The sequence below is a fragment of the Streptomyces sp. NPDC044719 genome, assembly GCF_056433405.1.
Genome location: NZ_JBWKHE010000005.1, coordinates 349,939 through 365,724, shown reverse-complemented (window position 1 = coordinate 365,724; position 15,786 = coordinate 349,939). Strand labels below are relative to the sequence as shown.

The 15,786-nt window shown below is 71.2% G+C and carries 19 protein-coding genes; 15 read left to right on the top strand and 4 right to left on the bottom strand.

Annotated features, from left to right (window positions below; translation table 11 throughout):
* Positions 1-10 precede the first annotated feature (10 nt).
* From AC07DF_RS21840 to AC07DF_RS21830, 3 genes are all read right to left on the bottom strand, one after another.
* Complete coding sequence (locus AC07DF_RS21840; RefSeq protein ID WP_193480559.1) at positions 11-751, bottom strand: LON peptidase substrate-binding domain-containing protein; 741 nt, start codon at positions 749-751, stop codon at positions 11-13.
* Positions 752-762: 11 nt separating this feature from the next.
* Positions 763-1,794 carry a hypothetical protein gene (locus AC07DF_RS21835; protein WP_478973679.1) on the bottom strand — a complete coding sequence of 344 codons (1,032 nt, stop codon included), beginning with the start codon at positions 1,792-1,794 and terminating at the stop codon, positions 763-765.
* A gap of 121 nt (positions 1,795-1,915) precedes the next feature.
* On the bottom strand, positions 1,916-3,493 hold the full coding sequence (locus tag AC07DF_RS21830) for an oxidoreductase (protein ID WP_478973676.1): 1,578 nt from the start codon (positions 3,491-3,493) through the stop codon (positions 1,916-1,918).
* 177 nt (positions 3,494-3,670) lie between these two features.
* Between AC07DF_RS21830 and hisD the strand changes: the two genes are divergently transcribed.
* The 10 genes from hisD to AC07DF_RS21780 all read left to right on the top strand — a co-directional run bounded on the left by hisD (position 3,671) and on the right by AC07DF_RS21780 (position 11,475).
* The gene (gene hisD, locus AC07DF_RS21825) at positions 3,671-4,996 is read left to right on the top strand and encodes a histidinol dehydrogenase (protein WP_478973673.1); all 1,326 of its coding nucleotides are present in this window, start codon (positions 3,671-3,673) and stop codon (positions 4,994-4,996) included.
* Positions 4,993-6,105, top strand: a complete 1,113-nt coding sequence (locus AC07DF_RS21820; protein WP_478973670.1) for a histidinol-phosphate transaminase — start codon at positions 4,993-4,995, stop codon at positions 6,103-6,105. Before hisD ends, AC07DF_RS21820 begins: the two co-directional genes overlap by 4 nt.
* Positions 6,102-6,695, top strand: coding sequence for an imidazoleglycerol-phosphate dehydratase HisB (gene hisB / locus AC07DF_RS21815; RefSeq protein ID WP_030248649.1), 594 nt, complete (start codon positions 6,102-6,104; stop codon positions 6,693-6,695). Before AC07DF_RS21820 ends, hisB begins: the two co-directional genes overlap by 4 nt.
* A complete protein-coding gene (locus tag AC07DF_RS21810) occupies positions 6,692-6,856 on the top strand; it encodes a hypothetical protein (RefSeq protein WP_478973667.1) in 165 nt (54 codons plus the stop codon). The genes hisB and AC07DF_RS21810 overlap by 4 nt, the downstream gene beginning before the upstream one ends.
* Positions 6,853-7,497, top strand: a complete 645-nt coding sequence (hisH, locus tag AC07DF_RS21805; RefSeq protein ID WP_478973664.1) for an imidazole glycerol phosphate synthase subunit HisH — start codon at positions 6,853-6,855, stop codon at positions 7,495-7,497. The genes AC07DF_RS21810 and hisH overlap by 4 nt, the downstream gene beginning before the upstream one ends.
* 1 nt (position 7,498) lies before the next feature.
* Positions 7,499-8,227 carry a bifunctional 1-(5-phosphoribosyl)-5-((5-phosphoribosylamino)methylideneamino)imidazole-4-carboxamide isomerase/phosphoribosylanthranilate isomerase PriA gene (gene priA / locus AC07DF_RS21800; protein ID WP_478973661.1) on the top strand — a complete coding sequence of 243 codons (729 nt, stop codon included), beginning with the start codon at positions 7,499-7,501 and terminating at the stop codon, positions 8,225-8,227.
* The gene (locus AC07DF_RS21795; RefSeq protein WP_478973658.1) at positions 8,224-8,625 is read left to right on the top strand and encodes a RidA family protein; all 402 of its coding nucleotides are present in this window, start codon (positions 8,224-8,226) and stop codon (positions 8,623-8,625) included. The genes priA and AC07DF_RS21795 overlap by 4 nt, the downstream gene beginning before the upstream one ends.
* Before the next feature lie 13 nt (positions 8,626-8,638).
* Complete coding sequence (hisF, locus tag AC07DF_RS21790; RefSeq protein WP_478973655.1) at positions 8,639-9,394, top strand: imidazole glycerol phosphate synthase subunit HisF; 756 nt, start codon at positions 8,639-8,641, stop codon at positions 9,392-9,394.
* Between the two features lie 111 nt (positions 9,395-9,505).
* Complete coding sequence (locus AC07DF_RS21785) at positions 9,506-10,711, top strand: DNA sulfur modification protein DndB (RefSeq protein WP_478973652.1); 1,206 nt, start codon at positions 9,506-9,508, stop codon at positions 10,709-10,711.
* 116 nt (positions 10,712-10,827) lie between these two features.
* Positions 10,828-11,475 carry an NYN domain-containing protein gene (locus AC07DF_RS21780; RefSeq protein ID WP_478973649.1) on the top strand — a complete coding sequence of 216 codons (648 nt, stop codon included), beginning with the start codon at positions 10,828-10,830 and terminating at the stop codon, positions 11,473-11,475.
* 34 nt (positions 11,476-11,509) lie between these two features.
* Here the strand turns inward: AC07DF_RS21780 and AC07DF_RS21775 are convergent, their stop codons facing one another.
* Entirely contained in the window at positions 11,510-12,145 is a 636-nt protein-coding gene (locus AC07DF_RS21775) for a TIGR03085 family metal-binding protein (protein ID WP_478973647.1), read from the bottom strand.
* An 83-nt stretch (positions 12,146-12,228) separates the two neighbouring features.
* On the opposite strand from AC07DF_RS21775, the gene hisI reads away from it, so the two are divergent.
* The 5 genes from hisI to AC07DF_RS21750 all read left to right on the top strand — a co-directional run bounded on the left by hisI (position 12,229) and on the right by AC07DF_RS21750 (position 15,695).
* Positions 12,229-12,627, top strand: a complete 399-nt coding sequence (gene hisI / locus AC07DF_RS21770) for a phosphoribosyl-AMP cyclohydrolase (RefSeq protein ID WP_478973644.1) — start codon at positions 12,229-12,231, stop codon at positions 12,625-12,627.
* An 11-nt stretch (positions 12,628-12,638) separates the two neighbouring features.
* On the top strand, positions 12,639-14,120 hold the full coding sequence (locus tag AC07DF_RS21765; RefSeq protein ID WP_478973641.1) for an anthranilate synthase component I: 1,482 nt from the start codon (positions 12,639-12,641) through the stop codon (positions 14,118-14,120).
* A 41-nt stretch (positions 14,121-14,161) separates the two neighbouring features.
* On the top strand, positions 14,162-14,803 hold the full coding sequence (locus AC07DF_RS21760; RefSeq protein WP_478973638.1) for a TIGR02234 family membrane protein: 642 nt from the start codon (positions 14,162-14,164) through the stop codon (positions 14,801-14,803).
* A 124-nt stretch (positions 14,804-14,927) separates the two neighbouring features.
* Complete coding sequence (locus tag AC07DF_RS21755; protein WP_215122074.1) at positions 14,928-15,179, top strand: HGxxPAAW family protein; 252 nt, start codon at positions 14,928-14,930, stop codon at positions 15,177-15,179.
* An 81-nt stretch (positions 15,180-15,260) separates the two neighbouring features.
* Positions 15,261-15,695, top strand: a complete 435-nt coding sequence (locus AC07DF_RS21750; RefSeq protein ID WP_478973633.1) for a DUF2752 domain-containing protein — start codon at positions 15,261-15,263, stop codon at positions 15,693-15,695.
* Positions 15,696-15,786: the final 91 nt, after the last annotated feature.

Genomic DNA, 15,786 nt, shown 5'->3' with positions numbered 1-15,786 from the left:
CCGGTCCGCTTCAGTTGAGGCTCATCGGGCCGCGCGTCAGTTCTGACGCCGGCAACGACGGCAGATTACGGATGATGGCCGTCTCCGAGCGAAGGAGTTTCAGCTCGTCGCGCAGGCGGGACGCCGTGTCGGGGGCCTGGAGCAGGCGTTGCTTGGACGGGGTGTCCAGCATCATCGCCGCCGCCACCAGATACGACACCACGCCCGGTTCGTCGGGCAGCTCGGCACCGGTCGCCAGGGAGCGTTCCCGCGCCCCGGCCAGCCGCTTCTGGTACTGGCGGAAGGACCGCAGCACGCCCTCCGCCAGCGGCGCGGCCTCGTCGCCGGGCTCCTCGGGCAGCGTCTCCAGCTCGGCCGTGAGAAAGGGGCCGGACGCGTCGACGGACAGCAGCCGCACCCGGGAGGTGCCGGTCGCCAGCACTTCGAAGGAGCCGTCGGTCCGCTCCCGGATCGTCGCCGCGTCCGCCACACAGCCCACTTTGTGGAACGCCTTGACCGGGTCCGCGCCGAATCCGGCCAGGGGACCCCGTTCGGGCAGGGCTGTCGGGTCGGGCATGCCGGGTGCGCTCGGGGCCACCTCGTGGCCGTCGCGGATCGCCACGACGGCGAACCGGCGCGGCTCGTCCTCCGGGGTCTTCAGCAGCTCGCGCATCATGGCGCGATACCGCTCCTCGAAGACGTTGAGCGGGAGCACGAGCCCCGGGAACAGCACCGAGTTCAGGGGGAAGAGGGGGAGCCGGACGGTGGTCACGACGCAAAAGCCTAATGGTCGCCGGAGCGGACTCGTCCGCCCCGTTCACTCCGTGGATGCCAGGGCGGCTGACCTGCCGTCGCGGTCCGGACCTCGTCGCGTACCCGAATGAAGTGCCCGAGCGGGTCGTCCGACACCTGGTCCCAGGGGAACGAGGTGGCGTACGGGCCGTTCAGCCGCAGCTGCTCGGCGGCGTCCTGCCGGCGCTCCAGGCACACCAGGACGAAGATCAGCAGGTTCCGCATCCGGGCGGGCCAGGGGTCGGCCGCCGGCAGCAGCGGGGACAGCGCGATCGCCCGGTCGGCGGCCGCGTCCAGCCGCTCGCGCGGCACCTCGGGTCCGCAGCCGTCGGTCAGGTAGCCGAAGGCCGCCCGCAACGGGAGTGCCTGGGCGAGCGCGTCGGCGGGCGCGTCCTGTGCGGCCCGGTCGGCGAAGTCGAAGCACTCCTGGTGCGAACCGTGCCAGTAGGCGGCCAGATAGCGCAGGGCCGCCACATGAGAGCCGTAGTGGTGCGGAGACCGGCGTACGGCCGCCGCCCACAGTTCCTCGAAGTACTTGTGCCCGGCCTGCGCGCCCCGCGCGTGGTCGAGCGCGAGCCGCCACGGCACCGGGTCCCGCTGGTCGCCCCGGGCCGCGGCCGTGAGCAGCGGGCTCACCTCGCGCAGCAGCTCGGTGCGGGCCGGCGAGAGCCAGGCGCGGTCCACCGCCAGCTGGGCCCCGACCAGCAGCGCGTCGGGGTCGTGCGGGGCGGTGGCGAGCCAGGCGTCCAGCCATTCGGGGCGCGAGTGCGCGAAGGCGGCCAGCCGGGTCACGTACCGGTCGCGTCGCTCCCACTCGGCCGCCGCGCGGGTGGCGTGGAGCAGCCCGGCGGCCGGTCCGTGATCGCCGCGGGCGGCGGCGACCAGTGCCGGACTCAGCCGCGCGTCGGGCGCGTCGAGCAGCACCTCGTCGTCGGCGCACGGCCCGCCGACGAGGTGGGGGGCGGTCCTTGTCATCCGGCTCGCGCGGATGAACGGGAGCTGCAGAGCCATGGTGTCGACCATTGAAAGACCGCTGGTCACAGCGGCGCCAGATCGTTCGGGGAACTCGCCGAAAGTTGTACGCCCGATGGTCAAGAGAAGGTAAAGGTGTGACAGTTCAACCACTGTGGTCACACCAGCAACATCAATTGCGTCGCAGCAACCGTGTGGCCCCCGCCGCCACCGTCGTCGCCAGGATCCAGCCCAGCAGGATCATCGCGGTCGCCAGCCACTGCCAGCCACCGCGCAGCTGCCAGAAACCCACCTGGCCCAGGTCGATGACCGGCAGCAGCAGATCGAGCGTGAAGAGCGCCGGACTCCACTCCGGGTGCTCGCCCCGCTTCAGCGGCGGATGGCCGGCCTGCGCGAAGGCGAACGAGCCCGCCGCCCACAGCACCGCCATCCACACCGCGGCCCGGCCCGGCCGGTACCCGTAGGCGACCGTCCAGTCCTGCACATAGCCCCACAGCTTGGCCGCCGGCGGCAGGCTCTCGCGGTGCCGGCGCTGCTTGGCGAGCAGCACCTCACGGGCGTCCTCGTCCTCCCCGCCGGCCCGCAGCACGGCCGCGAGACGCTCGTACGGCTCCGGGTTGTACTCGGCCGTCGCCGCCGCCACCCAGTCCAGCCGCTCGGCCAGCGGGAACGGGCCGCGCGGCACGAGGTTCTCGTAGGCGAAGCCGCCCATGTGCAGCCGCCCCGGGCCGGGCCAGGCGTCCGCCCGGTCCATCAGGTTGATGACCTTCGCCCCCGACAGCACCACCCGCCCGCGCGCCGGATGCTCCCCGAGGAACCGCAGCTCGGGTGTCTGCACCCGGCGCAGCGACAGCTCCTGGTCCTCGGTGAGGGCGAGCCGGGCCCGCTCGAAGTCGACGGCGTCGCCGAACCGCCCGTCGTCGAGCCGGATCCCGCCCTCGCACTCGAACCGCTGGATCCGTGTGCCGCGCGCCGGGGTCATCCCGCTCATCGCCTGGGCGCCGACCCCCGCCGGGGTCAGATACAGGCTGCGCTCGACGGTCAGCTGCGGGGCGTTCAGCGCGAGCCGCGCGTAGGGGTTGGCCAGCCGCGCGCCGCGCAGGCTCAGCGAGACACCGATGGTGGCGGCGCGCAGGCTCAGCTCGCCGTGCGACTCCAGCAGCTCGGCCTGTAAGTCCTGGCCGACGGTCAGGCCGTCCGCGGCGATCGACCGGCCGCTGCGGTCCCGGTGCACGATCGACTGGTTGAGCATCAGGTCCGTGCCGATCTGCGCGTCCGTGATCCGGATGCCGCGGTGAAAACGGCAGCGCGGCATATGCAGATCGCCTTCGGTGTGCACCCGGGCCGCCTCGAGGCGCGGCACCGAGCAGTCCACCATCCGCAGGGTCGTGAAGCGGGCCTCCGGCAGCAGCACGTCCTGCTCGAACCGGCACTGGCGCATCTCGACGTACGGCACCACGGTGCCGCCGGCGAGGTCGAGTGAGCCGCTGATCCGGATGCCGGCCAGCTTCAGCGCCGACACCCGGCCGGCCAGGGCGGGCGGGCCGTCGAGCAGCAGCCAGCAGACGACCCGGGCCCGCACGGTCCGCTCCTCGCCCCACGGCCGGCCGCCGTGCGGATCGTCCACCAGCGGATCACCGCTGCTCAGGTCGTACACACTGCCGTCGCGGAAGGCCTGCCACATGCCGGCCTCGACCGCGGTCAGGTCTTCGGGCACATCCCCGGCGCGCACGCCGGCCCCCTCGGTCACGTCGTTCCCTTCCTCCCCGGGTACTCGCGGGTTGGTTTCTTCGTACAACTGTTCATGCCCGCTGGGTGACGCCCCGAACGCAAAACGTGAAGGGGATCTTCCGGCTTCCGCACCGTTCTGTATCAGCCATTGATACGCGCGGACGACGCCTGACCCAGGTCTGAGAGAATTGAGCACGTGATCTCCCGAATCGATCTGCGCGGCGACGCCCTCCCCGAGGGCACCGCCCTGCGTGACCTGCTGCCCCGAGCCGAATTCGACGTAGCGGCCGCCCTGGAGAAGGTGCGTCCGATCTGCGAGGACGTGCATCATCGGGGCGACGCGGCGCTGATCGACTTCGCCGAGCGGTTCGACGGCGTCAGGCTCGACCAGGTGCGGGTACCGGCCCCCGCGCTCACCCGCGCGCTGGAGGAGCTCGACCCGGCTGTGCGCGCGGCCCTGGAGGAGTCCATCCGCCGCGCCCGGATCGTCCACCGCGCGCAGCGCCGCGACACGCACACCACCCAGGTCGTTCCTGGCGGCTCCGTGACCGAGAAGTGGGTGCCGGTCGACCGGGTCGGGCTGTACGCGCCCGGCGGCCGCTCCGTCTACCCGTCCTCCGTGATCATGAACGTGGTGCCCGCGCAGGAGGCCGGCGTCGACTCCATCGCGCTCGCCTCACCCGCCCAGGCCGAGTTCGGCGGTCTGCCGCACCCCACCATCCTCGCCGCCTGCGCGCTGCTCGGCGTCGACGAGGTGTACGCGGCCGGCGGTGCCACGGCCGTCGCGATGTTCGCCTACGGCACCGAGTCCTGCGCGCCCGCCAACATGGTCACCGGCCCCGGCAACATCTGGGTCGCCGCCGCCAAGCGCTACTTCACCGGCAAGATCGGCATCGACGCCGAGGCCGGCCCGACCGAGATCGCGGTCCTCGCCGACGACACGGCCGACCCGGTGCACGTCGCCTCCGACCTGATCAGCCAGGCCGAGCACGACCCGCTGGCCGCCGCCGTGCTCGTCACGGACTCCGTCGAGCTCGCGGACGCCGTGGAGAAGGAGCTGGAGCCGCAGGTCGCGGCCACCCGGCACGTCGACGACCGGATCGTCCCGGCCCTGTCCGGCAAGCAGTCCGCGATCGTGCTGGTCGACGGCATCGACGAGGGCCTGCGGGTGGTCGACGCCTACGGCGCCGAGCACCTGGAGATCCAGACGGCCGACGCCGCGGCGGTGGCCGACCGGGTCCGCAACGCCGGCGCGATCTTCATCGGCCCCTGGGCCCCCGTCTCCCTCGGCGACTACGCGGCCGGCTCCAACCACGTCCTGCCCACCGGCGGCTGCGCCTGCCACTCCTCGGGCCTGTCCGTCCAGTCCTTCCTGCGCGGCATCCACATCGTCGACTACACGCAGGACGCGCTGGCCGAGGTCGCGCACCACGTGGTGACGCTGGCGGAGGCGGAGGACCTGCCGGCACACGGTGCGGCGATCAAGGCAAGGTTCGGTTGGAAGGTACCCGAGAGCAAGTGAGCGACGTACGTATCGACGATCTTCCCGTACGGGACGAGCTGCGCGGCAAGTCCCCCTACGGCGCGCCCCAGCTGGACGTCCCCGTACGGCTGAACACCAACGAGAACCCCTACCCGCTGCCCGAGCCGCTGGTCGAGCGGATCGCCGAGCGGGTGCGTGAGGCGGCCCGGAACCTCAACCGCTACCCGGACCGGGACGCGGTCGAGCTGCGCACCAAGCTCGCCGAGTACCTGACGGACACCTCCGGCCACGAGGTCGGCCTGGCCAACGTCTGGGCGGCCAACGGCTCCAACGAGGTCATCCAGCAACTGCTGCAGACCTTCGGCGGGCCGGGCCGTATTGCGATCGGCTTCGAGCCGTCGTACTCGATGCACGCGCTCATCTCGCGCGGCACCGGCACGGGCTGGATCTCCGGTCCCCGCAACGAGGACTTCACGGTCGACCCGGAGGCCGCCGAGAAGGCGATCGCCGAGCACCGGCCCGACGTCGTCTTCATCACCACCCCCAACAATCCGACCGGCAACGCGGTCCCGCCCGAGACGGTCCTCGCGCTGTACGAGGCGGCGCAGGCGGCCAAGCCGTCGATGGTCGTGGTGGACGAGGCGTACATCGAGTTCAGCCACGGCGACTCGCTGCTGCCGCTGATCGAGGGCCGCCCGAACCTCGTCGTCTCGCGCACGATGTCGAAGGCGTTCGGCGCGGCGGGCCTGCGCCTCGGTTACCTCGCCGCGCACCCGGCCGTGGTGGACGCCGTCCAGCTCGTCCGGCTGCCCTACCACCTGTCGGCCGTTACCCAGGCGACCGCCCTGGCCGCCCTGGAGCACACCGGAACGCTGCTGGGCTACGTCGATCAGCTCAAGGCCGAGCGGGACCGGCTGGTGCGCGAACTGCGCGCGGCCGGCTACGACGTCGTCGAGTCCGATGCCAACTTCGTGCAGTTCGGCAGGTTCGAGGACGCGCACACGGCCTGGCAGAAGATCCTCGACCAGGGCGTTCTGGTCCGGGACAACGGCATCCCCGGGTGGCTGCGGGTGTCAGCCGGAACCCCCGAAGAGAACGACGCGTTCCTCGACGCGGTTCGCGCACTGAAGAAGGAGCAGAGTCAATGAGCCGCACCGGACGCGTGGAGCGGACGACCAAGGAGACCACGGTCCTCGTCGAGATAGACCTCGACGGCACCGGCAAGACGGAGATCTCCACCGGCGTCGGCTTCTACGACCACATGCTCGACCAGCTCGGCCGGCACGGTCTGTTCGACCTGACCGTGAAGACCGAGGGCGATCTGCACATCGACTCGCACCACACCATCGAGGACACCGCCCTCGCGCTCGGCGCCGCCTTCAAGCAGGCCCTCGGCGACAAGGTGGGGATCTACCGCTTCGGCAACTGCACGGTCCCGCTGGACGAGTCCCTCGCGCAGGTCACCGTCGACCTCTCCGGCCGCCCCTACCTCGTGCACACCGAGCCCGAGAAGATGGCGCCGATGATCGGCGAGTACGACACCACGATGACGCGGCACATCCTGGAGTCCTTCGTGGCCCAGGCCCAGATCGCGCTGCACGTGCACGTGCCCTACGGGCGCAACGCGCACCACATCGTGGAGTGCCAGTTCAAGGCGCTGGCCCGGGCCCTGCGCTACGCGTCCGAGCGTGACCCCCGCGCGGCCGGCATCCTCCCCTCCACGAAGGGCGCCCTGTGAACGGCATCTCGACCCTGCTGATCGTCGTCGGCCTGTTCCTCGCCGGCGGGATCTACTCCTTCGTCAAGCAGCAGATGCCCAAGGGCCTGATCGTGCTGCTCTCGATCGGCGCCGCGATGTGCCTCGTGGCCGGTGTGCTGCGGCTGGAGGTGTGGAATTGAGCGCCCCCCAGAAGAAGGTAGTGGTCTTCGACTACGGCTTCGGCAACGTCCGCTCCGCCGAGCGTGCGCTCGCGCGCGCGGGAGCCGAGGTCGAGATCACGCGTGACTACGACAAGGCCATGAACGCCGACGGGCTGCTCGTTCCGGGCGTCGGCGCCTTCGCCTCCTGCATGAAGGGGCTGCGTGAGGCGCGCGGCGACTGGATCGTCGACCGCAGGCTGTCCGGCGGCCGCCCGGTCATGGGCATCTGCGTCGGCATGCAGATCCTCTTCGCGCGCGGCATCGAGCACGGCGTGGAGACCGACGGCCTCGACGAGTGGCCCGGCTCGGTCGAGCCGCTCCAGGCCGACGTCGTGCCCCACATGGGCTGGAACACCGTGGAGGCCGCGGCCGGCTCGCGGCTGTTCGCCGGCCTGGAGGCGGACGCCCGCTTCTACTTCGTGCACTCCTACGCCGTCCACGACTGGTCGCTGGAGACGCACAACCCGGCCATAGAGCCCCCCAAGATCACCTGGTCGACCCACGGCAAGCCGTTCGTCGCGGCCGTCGAGAACGGCGCCCTGTGGGCCACGCAGTTCCACCCCGAGAAGTCCGGCGACGCCGGAGCGCAGCTGCTGAACAACTGGATCGGAACCCTCTGAGATGGCTTCGAAGCTCGAACTCCTCCCCGCCGTCGACGTCCGTGACGGCCAGGCGGTCCGCCTGGTGCACGGCGAGTCCGGCTCGGAGACCTCCTACGGCTCCCCGCTGGAGGCCGCCCTGGCGTGGCAGCGCTCCGGCGCCGAGTGGCTGCACCTGGTCGACCTGGACGCCGCGTTCGGCACGGGGAACAACCGCGAGCTGATCGCCGAGGTCGCGCAGGCCATGGACATCAAGGTGGAGCTGTCCGGCGGCATCCGCGACGACGACACCCTCGCCGCCGCCCTGGCCACCGGCTGCAAGCGCGTGAACCTCGGCACGGCCGCCCTGGAGACCCCCGAGTGGGTCGCCAAGGTCATCGCCGAGCACGGCGACCAGATCGCCGTCGGCCTCGACGTACGCGGCACGACCCTGCGCGGCCGGGGCTGGACCCGCGACGGCGGTGACCTCTACGAGACGCTGGCGCGCCTCGACAAGGAGGGCTGCGCCCGGTACGTCGTCACGGACATCGCCAAGGACGGCACGCTCCAGGGCCCGAACCTGGAGCTGCTGCGCAATGTGTGCGCCGCCACCGATCGCCCCGTCGTGGCCTCGGGCGGCGTGTCCTCGCTGGACGACCTGCGGGCCATCGCCGAGCTCGTCCCCCTCGGTGTCGAGGGCGCGATCGTAGGGAAGGCGCTGTACGCGAAGGCGTTCACCCTGGAAGAGGCCTTGGAGGCTGTGTCGTCATGACCACTCGGCGCGTGCAGAGCGGAAGTCCCTGGGAAGAGTCCTTCGGTTTTGCACGTGCCGTTCAGGCGGGCGACCGGGTGCTGGTCGCGGGCACGACCGCCTTCAAGGGCGATGTGCTCTACGGCGAGGGCGACCCGTACGAGCAGGCCAAGGTGGCCTTCACCACCGCCCTTGAGGCGATCGCCGAGTTCGGGCTCACGGCAGATTCCGTGATCCGCACCCGGGTGTATCTGGCCCACGCACGGGACGTCGACGCCGTGGGTCGGGCCCACAAGGAACTGTTCGACGCCGTCCGGCCGGTCACGACCCTGCTGGTCGTGGAGGGTTTCATCGACTCCCGGGTCCTGGTGTCGGTGGAAGTGGAAGCATTCAGAGGGACACCTTCAAAGGAACACTAGAGGAGCACGATTCATGACCCTGGCGGTCCGAGTCATCCCCTGCCTGGACGTGGACAACGGCCGGGTCGTCAAGGGCGTCAACTTCCAGAACCTGCGCGACGCCGGCGACCCCGTCGAGATGGCCAAGGTCTACGACGCCGAGGGCGCCGACGAGCTGACGTTCCTGGACATCACCGCCTCGTCGGGCAACCGCGAGACGACGTACGACGTGGTGCGCCGCACCGCCGAGCAGGTCTTCATCCCGCTGACGGTCGGCGGCGGCGTCCGCACCGCCGAGGACGTGGACAAGCTGCTGCGCGCGGGCGCGGACAAGGTCGGCGTCAACACGGCGGCGATCGCCCGCCCCGAGCTGATCCGCGAGATCGCCGAGCGCTTCGGCCGGCAGGTGCTGGTCCTGTCGGTCGACGCGCGCCGCACCGAGTCGGGCTCCTTCGAGGTCACCACCCACGGCGGCCGGAAGGGCACCGGCATCGACGCCGTCGAGTGGGCGCACCGGGCCGCCGAGCTGGGCGCGGGCGAGATCCTGCTCAACTCGATGGACGCGGACGGCACGAAGGACGGCTACGACCTGGAGATGATCCGGGCCGTACGCAAACACGTGACCGTCCCCGTCATCGCCTCCGGCGGCGCCGGCAAGCTGACCGACTTCCCCCCGGCCGTCGAGGCCGGCGCGGACGCGGTGCTGGCCGCCTCGGTGTTCCACTTCGGGGACCTGCGGATCGGCCAGGTGAAGGAAGTCCTGCGTCGAGCGTCGTATCCGGTGAGGTAGTACCTTCTCGAGGCGAATAGTCACCAATCTCGAGAAAACCCTGCGCCGAGCTCGAGTCACGCCCTACCCTGATGGACCATCAGCGATGGTGCTGAAGAAATGGGTGGGGTTGTGGCAACGCTGAGCACCGACGGGTTCAACCCGGCGGCGGGTACGTTCATCCGCTGCATGCCGATCGACGAGCGGACCACGCACATCCAGGTGCAGTTCCAGCAGTTGCGCGCGGTCACCCACGACCCCGCGGTCCTCCAGCCGGGTGCGAAACTGCGCCCCTCGGACGTCACGGAGGACGACGTCGAACTGCACTCGTTGGTCCAGCGCGGCCTGGAGCTGGGCAAGAAGTCGAACATTCCCAAGTACGCGGCGTACATCCGGCGCCGCGTGATGGGGGAGGAGCACGGGGTGCTCCCTCCCATGCACTTGTGGACCGAACGGGCCCTGTCCGTCCACCAGTTCGCCGAGAGCGGTGTGGTGCAGCACTACCTCTGCGTGCCCTACGGCCTGAAGCTGATCGCCATCGACGGGGAGACGCAGCTGGCGAGCCACTATCACCTTCAGCAGGACCTGACCCTCGGTCAGGACGTGAAGGAACAGCACGCCACCTCCTACCTGAGCGCCGTGGTGCACGACGACCGGCCGCACATGCAGGCCCGGAAGTTCTTCCATGACCTGAACGTGCTCGGCGTCCGGGTCAACTCCACCATCGCCCTGTCCATGGACACCACCGACCCGGTGATGGCCGTCGTGGGCCGGATCTCGGACGAGGTGCCCTTCTTCAGCGGCCGGGTCGAACGGATCGCCCGCCAGATCAAGAAGAACAGTTCCAAGGTGATCAAGCTGCAGGATCTGCGGCAGTGCGTCATCAACATGGCGCACGGCATCGCGGGCGTGCAGTTCGGCGCCAAGCCCGCACCCGTCGACAGGGTCGACCTCGAGGATCTCGAAGCCGTGGCCCGTGACTGGCTGACGGCCTATTCGGAGGCCTTCGGCGCGGAACTCACGGACCGCGAGGGATGCGTCGCGGGCACCGGCACGGTCCTCGCCGCGGTCGGAGCGATGGGCCGGGCCCTGCTGACCGCCCCGCCCGAGGAACGCGACACGCGCCGTGAGGCACTGCTGGAAAGCCTGCGGCCGGTCGACTGGCGCAAGGGCGACCACTGGCTGGGCACCGTGCTCACCCAGACACCGCGCGGCAACTACACGATCAACGGGCCAAAGCAGTCCGCGTACGCCGTGTACGCGGCACTTCACGACCCCGCGAACGCCGCCTACCACCGGGTCCGCCACCTGCCCGAGCCGGCGACCGCCGGCGACTAGGCAGGGCCGCACCCGCATCAAAAAAACGGCCCCGTTGCCGGGGCCGTTCCTGTCGGCATGCGCCGACCTTGTATGACTTCACGTTAGCAGGCGGCATGCCTGGCCGGGAGAGACTCGTGAGCACCGTCATCGCCTACGTCGACGGCTTCAACCTCTATTACGGAATGCGGGCCAAATACGGCCACCGCTACTACTGGCTGGACCTGGCCGCCCTGGTCAGGCGGCTGAGACCGAATGACACGCTGGTCAAGGTCCGCTACTTCACGGCCATGGTCCGCGCCGAGCCCTCGGCCGCACAGAACCAGCGCGTGTACCTCGATGCCCTGGCCGCCCACAACCCGGGAGAGGTGGACATCACGCTGGGGCGCTTCACCGAGAAGCGCCCGCGCTGCGGCCGGTGCCGCACCGGCTGGCAGTGCGCCTGCGCTCCCTCGCGGGTCTACCGCACCTATGAGGAGAAGGCGACCGACGTCGCCATCGGGGCGCGGCTGGTCGAGGACAGCGCGCTGAGGGCCTCTGACGTGGCCCTGATCATCTCCGCGGACACCGACCTGGTACCGGCCGTCGAGTCGGCCCGCCGCGTTGATCCGAACAGAGCGATCTATCTCGCCCTGCCCCCGGGAAACATGTCTCCCAGCGCCAACTTCACCGGTGTCGGCCACTTCAACATCAACGAAACGGCCCTGCGCGCCTGCCAGCTCCCGCCGGTGGTCCCCGACGCCACCCGGGGGGCCCTGTACCAGCGGCCCGCCAAGTGGAAGTGAGCCGGGAGGCCGCGTAAGAGCCCCTCCCGGCGGGTCAGATTCCGAGCTGCTTCGTCTCGTGCAGCTTGGCGATCGCGTTCTCGTCGCCGTCCAGGTCGACCTTGGCCGCGCTCTGCCGGCCGTAGGAGAACAGGACCAGCTCGGACGGCTCGCCGGTCACCGTGACCACCGGTGTGCCGCGCTGGGCGACCGTCGTCTGGCCGTCGGGGCGGCGCAGGACCAGGCCCGTCGGGACGCCGCGGCCCATCAGCCGGGCGGTGCGTTCCAGACGGGACCACAGGGCGTCCTGGAAGACCGCGTCGAGCTCGCGCGCGGACCAGTCGGGCTGGGCGCGCCGGACGTCCTCCGTGTGGACGTAGAACTCGATGATGTTCGACATCTCGTCGACCGGCTTGAGGGAGAAGGGCGAGAAGCGCGGGGGGCCCGTACGGATCAGCTGGATCAGCTCCTCGTACGGCTTGTCGGTGTACTCGGCCATCACCCGGTCCAGGCGGGACGCGAGCTGCTTGATCAGTATCCCGCCGGCGGCGTCCGGGCGGCGCTCGCGCACCACCACGTGCGCGGCGAGGTCCCGGGTCGTCCAGCCCTCGCACAGGGTGGGCGCGTCCGGGCCCGCGGTCTCCAACAGATCGGCGAGGAGAAGTCGTTCACGCTTGGCATGGGTCGACATGCGGCAAGCCTACGACCGCCCGTCAGGTCCGCACAGCGGACACTCCACCCAGCCTGTCAGTGGCGCGCGGCACAATGGACGACATGACCAGCACGTCCCCCCGGCCGACCAGCCGCCTCGACCCGGAGATCGCCGCGCGCCTCAAGCGCAGCGCCGACGGCCTCCTGCCCGCCATCGCCCAGCAGTACGACACCGGAGAGGTGCTGATGCTCGGCTGGATGGACGACGAGGCACTGCATCGCACCCTGACCACCGGCCGCTGCACGTACTGGTCCCGCAGCCGCCAGGAGTACTGGGTCAAGGGCGACACCTCCGGCCACTTCCAGTGGGTCAGGTCCGTCGCCCTGGACTGCGACGCCGACACCGTGCTCGTCAAGGTCGACCAGGTCGGCGCCGCCTGCCACACCGGAGCCCGCACCTGCTTCGACGAGGACGTGCTGCTCAAGGACGGCGGTTCGGACGCCGCCGCCGCGGATCAGTAAGGTCAGCCGCCATGGACCTCGAGACGTTCCGCAAGCTCGCCACCGACCGGCGGGTCATCCCGGTCACCCGCAAGCTCCTGGCCGACGGCGACACCCCGGTCGCGCTCTACCGCAAGCTCGCCGCCGAGCGCCCCGGCACCTTCCTGCTGGAGTCCGCCGAGAACGGCCGCTCCTGGTCCCGGTACTCGTTCGTCGGAGTCCGCAGCGCCGCCACGCTGACCACACGCGACGGACAGGCGCACTGGCTCGGCACCCCGCCCGTCGGCGTCCCCACCGACGGCGACCCGCTCGCCGCCCTGCGCGCCACCATCGAGGCCCTGCACACCCCGCACCAGGAGGGCATGCCGCCCTTCACCGGCGGCATGGTCGGCTACCTCGGCTACGACATCGTCCGCCGCCTGGAGAAGATCGGCCCCGGCGAGCGCGACGACCTGAAGCTGCCCGAGCTGACCATGCTCCTCACCAGCGACCTCGCGGTCATGGACCACTGGGAGGGCTCGGTCCTGCTGATCGCCAACGCGATCAACCACAACGACCTCGACACCGGCGTCGACGAGGCGTACGCGGACGCGATCGCCCGTCTGGACGCCATGGAGGCGGACCTCTCGCGCGCGGTGGCCCAGCCCCCCGCCGTCCTGCCGCCCTCCGAGCTCCCCGAGTACTCCGCGCTCTGGGGCGGCCCCGACTTCCAGGAGGCCGTCGAGGACATCAAGGAGCGTATCCGGGCCGGCGAGGCCTTCCAGGTGGTGCCCTCCCAGCGCTTCGAGACGCCGTGCACGGCGAGCGCGCTGGACGTCTACCGGGTCCTCAGGGCGACCAACCCGTCGCCGTACATGTACCTGTTCCGCTTCGACGGGTTCGACGTCGCCGGCTCGTCCCCCGAGGCCCTGGTCAAGGTCGAGGACGGGCAGGCCATGGTCCACCCCATCGCCGGGACCCGCTGGCGTGGCGCCACCCCGCAGGAGGACCAGGCCCTCGCCGACGAACTCCTCGCCGACCCCAAGGAGCGCGCCGAGCACCTCATGCTCGTCGACCTGGGCCGCAACGACCTGGGGCGGGTCTGCGAGCCCGGCTCGGTCGAGGTCGTCGACTTCATGTCCATCGAGAAGTACTCGCACGTCATGCACATCGTCTCGACGGTGACGGGCCGCGTCGCCCCGGGCCGCACGGCCTTCGACGTCCTCACCGCCTGCTTCCCGGCCGGCACCCTCTCCGGCGCCCCGAAGCCCCGCGCCATGCAGATCATCGACGAACTCGAACCGTCCCGGCGCGGGCTGTACGGCGGCTGCGTCGGCTATCTCGACTTCGCGGGCGACTCCGACACCGCCATCGCCATCCGCACGGCCCTGCTGCGCGACGGCACCGCGTACGTCCAGGCGGGCGCCGGCATCGTCGCCGACTCCGACCCGGTCGCCGAGGACACCGAGTGCCGCAACAAGGCGGCGGCGGTCCTGCGGGCCGTCCACACGGCGAACCGGCTGGGAAAGGCCTGAGATGAACCCCGGGTGACGGTTCGCCCGGGGTTCAGGCGATAGTGGGGTACGTGACTGCTGTACCGCACCCACGTTCCCAAGCCTCCGGATCCGCCCGGGCCGGCCGCCTGAGCCTCGCCGTCGCACTGCTGTGCGGCGCGCTCGGCGCGGCCGTGGCGCTGCTCGCCACCCGGCAGAGCTGGTCGGAGGGCACCGCGACGGTGGCCGGTGGCGCCTTCCCCCTGACCGCCACGGGCAGCGACGTCACGGGCGTGCCCGCGGCGCTCGCCGTCGTGGGCCTCGCCGCGCTCGTCGCCGTCTTCGCCGTCCGCCGCGGCGGACGCGTGGTGGTGGCCGCCCTGCTGGCGCTCTCCGGCGCGGGCACCGTCGCCGCCGCCCTGCTCGGCGCCTCCGACAGCTCCGCACTGGACGAGAAGGCCGCCGAGGCCTCCGGCGACACCTCCGCCTCCGTGGCGGCCCTCAGCCACACCGCCTGGCCCTATGTCGCGGCAGTCGGCGGCGTCCTGCTCCTGCTGGCCGGACTGCTCGCCCTGCGCTACGGCCGGCTGTGGCCCGCGATGTCCGGCCGCTACGAGCGGGACGGAACGCCCCGGCCGCGCCGCAAGGCCCCCGCCGTCGACCCCGACCGGCCCGAGGACCTGTGGAAGGCACTCGACCGGGGCGAGGACCCCACCGGCGCGTAACGCCGCACGCGGGCGGGGCACGGGGAAGCGGAGGGAGCACCCCCGCTCACCGGACGCGCGCCCGTGCGGGACAATGGGCGCGAGCGTCCTGCTCAGACACGCACACAGCAACGAGGAGCAAGCAATGGCGGGCAGCAGCCACGGTCACACCCCGGCCGCCTGGACCGGTGTCACGATCGCCTTCATCGGTTTCTGCGTCGCGGGCGCGTTCATGGTGTTGGACCAGCCGCTGGGCTTCTGGGCGGGCATGGTCGTCGTGCTGCTCGGCGGTGTCGTCGGCGCGGCCATGCGGGCGATGGGCATGGGCCAGCCCAAGGACCTGCACCAGCCGCACGCGATGACGGGCGACCGCGAGCCGGCCCGCGCCGAGGGCTGAACCCCGGAACACCGCGTCGGCGCGTGAGGGGCGGTCGGCACTCGGGTGCCGGGACCGCCCCTCACGCGCGTGCGGGGCACAATGCGTACCGTGAACACCGACAGCCGAAGGGTGACGCGCCGCGTCCCGAGCCGCCTGGCCGCCCCCGCCGGGGTGCTCGCGGCCGTCGCCGCCGCCTTCGCCTACGTGGGCACGGTGGACCCCAACGAACCCGGCCACTACCCCGTCTGCCCGCTGCTGCACTACACCGGCCTGTACTGCCCCGGCTGCGGGGGACTGCGCAGCGCGCACGCCTTCGTCCACGGCGACCTCGCGGCGGCGCTCCAGGACAACGCGCTCGCCGTCCTCGGTTATCTGGGCTTCGCCGTACTGTGGACCGTATGGGTGGTCCACGCGGTCCGCGGGCGTCCCTTGCGGATCGAACCCCGGCCGGCGCAGGTGTGGAGCCTCGGCGCGTTGCTGCTGGTCTTCAGCGTTGTCCGAAACCTGCCCTTCGGTGGCTGGCTCCACCCTTGATCAACGGGCAGACGTCCAGGTACTGGGACCGGCGTCAACCGGATGCGAGGCCTACGCCCCGCTGCGGATACCATCGCAGTGACCATCGGTT